The sequence below is a fragment of the Nocardia sp. NPDC004604 genome (assembly GCF_040609795.1).
Taxonomy (GTDB): Bacteria; Actinomycetota; Actinomycetes; order Mycobacteriales; family Mycobacteriaceae; genus Nocardia.
In genome coordinates this window covers 1-6,331 of the sequence record NZ_JBEXLC010000262.1, presented here as the reverse complement: position 1 = coordinate 6,331, position 6,331 = coordinate 1, and the positions used below count along the sequence as shown (strand labels likewise).

Annotated in this window: 5 protein-coding genes and 1 pseudogene; 1 reads left to right on the top strand and 5 read right to left on the bottom strand. The window is 65.0% G+C overall.

Features of this window, described 5'->3' with window-relative positions; genetic code table 11:
- The 5 genes and pseudogenes from ABZW16_RS42635 to ABZW16_RS42615 all read right to left on the bottom strand — a co-directional run.
- Positions 1-678: pseudogene (locus ABZW16_RS42635) on the bottom strand (hypothetical protein); the annotation flags it as partial.
- Positions 679-762: 84 nt separating this feature from the next.
- The gene (locus ABZW16_RS42630) at positions 763-969 is read right to left on the bottom strand and encodes a hypothetical protein (RefSeq protein WP_354961861.1); all 207 of its coding nucleotides are present in this window, start codon (positions 967-969) and stop codon (positions 763-765) included.
- A gap of 119 nt (positions 970-1,088) precedes the next feature.
- On the bottom strand, positions 1,089-2,522 hold the full coding sequence (locus tag ABZW16_RS42625; RefSeq protein ID WP_354961862.1) for an MFS transporter: 1,434 nt from the start codon (positions 2,520-2,522) through the stop codon (positions 1,089-1,091).
- A 1,238-nt stretch (positions 2,523-3,760) separates the two neighbouring features.
- Entirely contained in the window at positions 3,761-4,474 is a 714-nt protein-coding gene (locus ABZW16_RS42620) for a hypothetical protein (protein ID WP_354961860.1), read from the bottom strand.
- A gap of 114 nt (positions 4,475-4,588) precedes the next feature.
- A complete protein-coding gene (locus ABZW16_RS42615) occupies positions 4,589-5,182 on the bottom strand; it encodes an HhH-GPD-type base excision DNA repair protein (protein ID WP_354961859.1) in 594 nt (197 codons plus the stop codon).
- A gap of 264 nt (positions 5,183-5,446) precedes the next feature.
- Between ABZW16_RS42615 and ABZW16_RS42610 the strand changes: the two genes are divergently transcribed.
- The gene (locus ABZW16_RS42610; RefSeq protein WP_354961858.1) at positions 5,447-6,253 is read left to right on the top strand and encodes a methyltransferase domain-containing protein; all 807 of its coding nucleotides are present in this window, start codon (positions 5,447-5,449) and stop codon (positions 6,251-6,253) included.
- Positions 6,254-6,331: the final 78 nt, after the last annotated feature.

The window sequence follows — 6,331 nt, the reverse complement described above, 5'->3', positions numbered from 1 at the left end:
TTTCGGTGGCGCCGCACGTCGAGGCCATGGCAGCCTCGGAGCTGCTGCTGCCGACCGGCGAACCGAAACCGGCAGCTCCAGCACCTCGCCGAGCACCGAACCGACCTGCGCACCCTGCCAGGCCAGCTTGGGATGGTCGACGACACCGGTCAGCGGATCGACCCGCCCACCGATCGCCACTCCGGCCCACAGCGGTTTGCGCCGATGCCAGCGCTGCAAGAACGCCTTTGCGCTGCGCGCGACGGTCATGGTCGCGAAGTCCTGACCGGTCTGCGGGGTCGCGATCGCCAGCCCGCCCAGAATGCGTCCGCGCAGGTCGGCTGCGACGATCTTGGTGACCGCGGCGCCAATATGGATGCCGAGGGTCAAATAGGCCTCGTGGTCGATTTCGAACGGAACCCGCGGACGTCCGACCGCGCCCGACGCGGTCAGGTCGGGGCGCTCGCGTAGCAGTCCGGCGGCCAATAGTGCCGACACCTGACGGTTGACCGTCGCGATGCTCAAACCCGTTGTGCGCGCGGCATTGTCGCGGGAAATCGGGCCGCCGGTCGCGGCGCGCAGCACGGCCGCCGCCGGATTGTCCGCGATGCGGAGTTCCGGCGCGATGACGGGACGCTGAACACGGACACGACCGGTGACGACCCCGGTGGCGGATCGATCAAGGGTGGGGAGAGACATATGAAGGTTCCTTGCTGAAGTCCCGTATGACGGGACATGCCTACGCGTGCGGCGGCTGGGCAGCGCGCGAGCCGAAAGAATGGCTCAGCTGCAGCAGGAACAACACAGTTCGCGGGTCAACGGCAGTCGCAGACCCAGTGCGGCAGTCACATAGGTGACCCGCAATGCGGTCGGACGGCTCGAAGACATGGGATCAAAGTTAACACCGAAATCGCGGTGTACCAAGCCCTGCCAGTGGCGCGCGACCTCGCCCAATGCGTGCTTCGCATCGAAATCCTTGCCGCGCACCATGTTCCGATCATACTGTGGCCCGGCGCACGATATGTCCGAAAACGCCGAATGGGGGTCGCCATTTGGCGACCCCCATGGGGTGACTGGCTCGCCCGATTACGGGCCGTTCGCTCGCTACGTCATGCCGCTTCGGCGACCAACTGACGACGGCTCAGCAGTGCGGTGGCCGACGCGATCAGTCCGACCAGCGCGACCGCGGTGACCAGGTACAGTCCGGGCCGGTACTGCGCGATGCTGGTGGCGGCGCCACCGCTGATCAGACCGGTGACCACGGCCAGCACGACGGCCCCACCGATCTGGCCCGAGGTCTGCACCAGTCCCGACGCCAAACCCTGCTCGTGGTCGGCGATGCCCTCGGTCGCCTGCACCATCACCGAGGAGAACCCGAGTGCGAAGCCGAGGCCGAGCAGCAGGAATGCGGGCAGGTAGTCCAGGACATAGTTCGGGTCGGCGCTGCCGCCGAAGGAGATGAACCAGACGTAGCCGATCACGAACGAGGTCATCGAGGCGATGATCATCGGCGTGGTGCCGTAGCGGTCGATCAGCTTGCCGGCGACCGGCGAAAGGATCGCCACGATAATGCCCGTCGGGGCCAGGGCGAGCGCCATTTTCAACGGCTCCCATCCCAGGGTGTTCTGCAGGTACAGCGACACGATCGTCTGGAAGCTGATGTAGGAGCCGAAGATGGCCAGCGCGGCCAGGTTGGCCCGGACGATCGACTTGACCTTGAAGATGCTCAGCCGCACCAGCGGGTGGGCGACCCTGTTCTCCATCACGAAGAACGCGCTCAGCAGGGCGATGGCGATAACCGCGGTGGCGACAACGCTTGCGGTGAGGCCCTTTTCGGGTGCGGTGACGATGGTGTAGACGGCAGCCAGCATGCCACCGGTCAGCAGTGCGGCGCCCGCGAAGTCGACGCGGCCCTGCTCCCTCTCGATATTGCGCGGCACCACGAAGTAGGCGGTGAGCACGACGGCCGCGACGACCAGCACCGGGACGTAGAAGGTCAGTCGCCAGTCGATACCGGTGAGCAGACCGGAGACGATCAGACCGGAGGCGTATCCGGTGGCGCCGAAGACCGTGAAGATCGACAGCGCGCGGTTGCGATCATGGCCTTCCTTGAAGGTGGTGGTGATGATCGACAGCGCGGCCGGTGCGGTGAACGCGGCGGCGATGCCCTTGATGATGCGGCTGGCGATCAGCAGCGCACCGTCATCGACCAGACCGCCCGCGAGTGAGGCGAGTCCGAAAACCACCAGGGCGGTGAGGAATACCTGCCGACGGCCGAGCAGATCGGCGGCTCGTCCACCCAGCAGCAGCAGGCCGCCGTAGCCGAGGATGTAGCCGTTGACGATCCACTGCAGGCTCTCGGTATTCAGCCCCAGTTCGGATCCGATGGAGGGGAGGGCGACACCGACCATGGAGACGTCGAGTGCGTCGAGGAACATCGCCAGTCCGGCGACGAACAGCACAGCCCACAGCTTCGGGCCCCAACGCCCGGGGGTGTGCTCGGTAGATGCGGCGGTCCGGGTCTCGGATGCGGAAGCTGTCATAGTCACGTCGAGTAATTTAGATGCGTGCGCATTAAATGTCAACGCAAGTAATGCTGCGTCGCATAAGGACCTGGTCGCGATCTTGTCGGGCACACCGAGGAGGCCCCGGACAGCACGGAAGGCCCCGCTCATCGAGCGGGGCCGCGTCGGCGGTTTCGCTGCCGGTAAACGAACGGCACTCCTATCGCGCGAATGCACCAAGAGTCACCGGCACCGTCAGCATCCTCAGGCCAGAGCATCGAATCGACCTATCACCCACTGGAGATACGTCGTGACTACGAAGTTTGCCGGGAAGATCACCCACAGTGTCCGGGATTCGACTCCCGACCGGGTGCCTACGTCGAGCCGCACGCTGCCGACGATTCGGAGGACGTGCTGCAGACAACGCAGGCCGTTTTCCGCCGCGACCAACCACGATGTTCGCGCTCGGTGGTCGGCCAGCTGGAGACCAGTGATACCCCGACGATTCGGAGGAGCACACGATGTTCAGGAGTCGAACCCGACGAATGACGATCGGCGAACTTCTGCTTCGCGCTACTTACTTGACCGCTAAGACTGAGCCACCGAAAAACGTCCCACCTCCAAATGGGGCGACGACCGCGGTGGGGTCACCCGTGCAGTCGGTGGATGCATATACATAGACCTGACGCTGGGTGCTGTTCTGGATTTTCAGGTCATACGGGAAACCGAACCGAATGCACCGGTCCAACCCAGCGTCACCTTCCACATACCCACTCGGGCCGATTCTCAGCTGTTCTTGGCCGGCCGAGCCGGTGGGGAAAGCCGAGGCGATAGGAGTAGCCGCAGACATCGCCGCGACCGTGAGAACGCCCATGACGGAGAACATTCCAAGTTTCACATTCAATAGTTCAGCCAGACCAGACCGTGTGCGTCAAACCTTGCGACAAAAATCGCAGTGTCGAAGTGGTTTGCGGATAACCCACACACCGTTCGCCCTCATCGGCGTTCCGTTCCAAGGGACTGCCGCGCCCCTCTGGGGCTTGCCATCGATCCCGGTCGGTTCCATACACAGCGCCGTGGACCCCAACACCACGAAGGCACCCAGCTCCGGCCCGCCTGATCCGCACGTAATGTGCGTGCAAAAAGCTGGTCGCGATCTTGTCGGGCACACCGAGGAAGCCCCGGACAGCACGGAAGGCCCCGCCCAGTCGAGAGGTACTGGGCGGGGCCTGATGCCGTGGCGACGGTGGGAGCCACGGATGCGGCAACGGCGCGACCTACTTGGCCGGGGCGAACGGCTGGTTGATCGTGGTGAAGTACTGGATTGCCGCACCGATCGCGACCGGAGCCGTCACGAAGATCTGACCGGCCAGGGTGCCCAGCGCACCGATGGCGATGATGCCGCCGAGGCAGCCGATGGCGGCGGCCGGAATGAACGGACCGAACAGGCCGACGATGGTGGCCGAGGCGACCGTCGCACCGGCAATACCACCGAGCACGCAGCCGGCCGCACCGCCCGCGAGACCACCGACCAGCGTGCCGATCGTGGCGGCCGCCGAAATGGTGCTCGTCAGCCGGGTCCAGGCCGCGACCTCACGGTCGTACGGGGTCTTCCATGGCGCCTGATCCTCGTAAGGCAGCGCCACCGGCTTGTAGACCGCGTGCTCGCGATCGATCTGCGGGGTCAAAGTCGCGGTGCGATCGGAAATCTGTGCGGCGATCGGGAATTCGAAATCGTCGATGCTGAACTTCAGCGGGGTCCCCGCTAGCACGGCGCCATCGACCGCCTTGATTTTGAAGACACCATCCTCGACCACCAGCGAACCCGTGTCGGTCTTGATGATCGATGAATCGTTGACCGCCTCGGCGGTGAAATTGATTGCGCCATTATCGCTTTCGGACGCGTCCGGGGCGGCGCCGGAGGTACCCGCGGCCACTCCGGTCGCCACGGTCACGAGCGCCGCGACGACGGCGAGCTTCCTCATCCTCATGTACTGCATTCCCTCATCTAGGTGTTGCTATCGAGGGAAAAGCATCGGTGAGAAATCAATCGGGCACGAGGGAAAAATGCACGCAGATTCCAATAGGGCAAATCCGGAGCGACCTCAGGACTTCTTGGCGGCGGCCTTCATCTGCTTCTTGAATGCCCGCACTTCCAGCAGCGATTCGCCGTCGACGATATCGGCGGCGGAGCGACGCGAACCCTGCTCGGAGTAGGCACCTGCCGCCGCTTCCCAGCCTGTCGGCCGCACGCCGAGCTGCTTGCCGAGCAGGGCGAGGAAGATCCTGGCCTTCTGATCGCCATAGCCGGGGAGGTCCTTCAGTCGGCGCAGTACTTCTTTGCCGTCCGGATCGCCCTGCGTCCAGATCCGTTCGGTCTTGCCGTCGTAGTTCTCGACCACGTACCGAGCGAGCTCCTGGGTCCGGCGGGCCATGGACCGGCCGTAGCGGTGGATGGCGGGCGGCGTGGCGCACAGTTCCTCGAAGGCATCGGCATCGGCGTCGGCGATCCGCTGGATATCGAAGCCGTCCATCCGGTCCGCGATTTTCTTCGGCCCGCGGAAGGCATGTTCGAGCGGGAACTGCTGATCCAGCAGCATGCCCGTCAGCAGCGCGAAGGGATCCTCGGAAAGGAGTTTGTCGGCCTCAGGTTCCTGCGCGAGACACAGCTTGACAGTCGCGGACTTCGCTTTGGCCACGGGACTTCCTTTCGCTGGTGCAGCGCTGGCGACTGCTTGCGGGTCGCTCGAAAAGGTCGGCCCCCCGATCATCTCACTCGACGCCGCTGACGACTGCTGACAGGTCGCCGGAAAAAGGTCGGTCACGTGGTCCATCCCACCCGGATGGGTGGTATGACCTAATCGTGATAGATCTCACAGACCTACCGTGCGGGGTGCTCGGCCCCCAAGTAGGCTCTGCGCATGCCTCAGACGACGGCAATACCTAGAGACGGAATCGGGCCCATGGATATGCAGGGGTTGCGCCCGGATCGCTTCGACAGCGCGGGCCAGGATCAATTGGTGGACGTGCGCGATCTACAAGCCGCGCTGCCCGGAATTCGGCGGCTGCGCACGTGGGCACATGAAGCATTGGCGCTGCAACCCGGCGAAAGTGCGGTCGATATCGGATCGGGCACCGGTTCGGAGGTCATGGCGTTCGCGGACGCGGTCGGCCCGACCGGCACGGCGATCGGCGTCGAACCCGATCCGCAGCTGCTCGCCGCCGCCCAACGCCGGGCCGAACAGGCCGGGTCGACGGCCAAATCCCTTTCCGGCGACGCCTACGGGCTGCCGTTCGGCGCGGACACCTTCGACGCCGCACTCTGCGAACGGGTGTTCCAGCATCTGACCGCGCCCAATCGCGCGGCCAATGAGATCGCGCGGGTGCTGAAGCCCGGTGGTCGCGTTGTGGTGATGGACAGCGACTGGGGCACCGCGATCGTGCACCCGGGCGACCGCCGGGTGGTTCGCGAGGTCATCGACACGCTGATCGACGCGACCACCAACCCGTTCTCCGGCCGCCGCCTGCCCGGACTGCTGACCAAGGCGGGCCTGGTGATCGATGAGATCGGCTCGCACGCCCTGGTACAGGATCGGACGGTCGGCGCTGGCTCGCTGGTCAACCGGATCTCGGCCATGGCGGTGGCGCGCGGATCCATCACCGAGGCGCAGCGCGATCAGTTGATCGCGGATCTGGAGCGCGGTGCCGCGAGCGGTGATATCCACCTATCGGTCACCATGTTCGCCGTCCTGGCCCATAAGCCCCGCTGAATCGTGGCCGTCGAATGAGGTGGTCCGGGCGCACCTGACCGGGTTCAGAATGCGGTGGGCGCGTACCGATTCGGTACG

Excerpts from the sequence above, each read along its gene's own strand:
- ABZW16_RS42630 (WP_354961861.1), bottom strand. The coding sequence starts at position 969 with ATGGTGCGCGGCAAGGATTTCGATGCGAAGCACGCATTGGGCGAGGTC.
- ABZW16_RS42625 (WP_354961862.1), bottom strand. The coding sequence starts at position 2,522 with ATGACAGCTTCCGCATCCGAGACCCGGACCGCCGCATCTACCGAGCAC.
- ABZW16_RS42620 (WP_354961860.1), bottom strand. The coding sequence starts at position 4,474 with ATGAGGATGAGGAAGCTCGCCGTCGTCGCGGCGCTCGTGACCGTGGCG.
- ABZW16_RS42610 (WP_354961858.1), top strand. The coding sequence starts at position 5,447 with ATGGATATGCAGGGGTTGCGCCCGGATCGCTTCGACAGCGCGGGCCAG.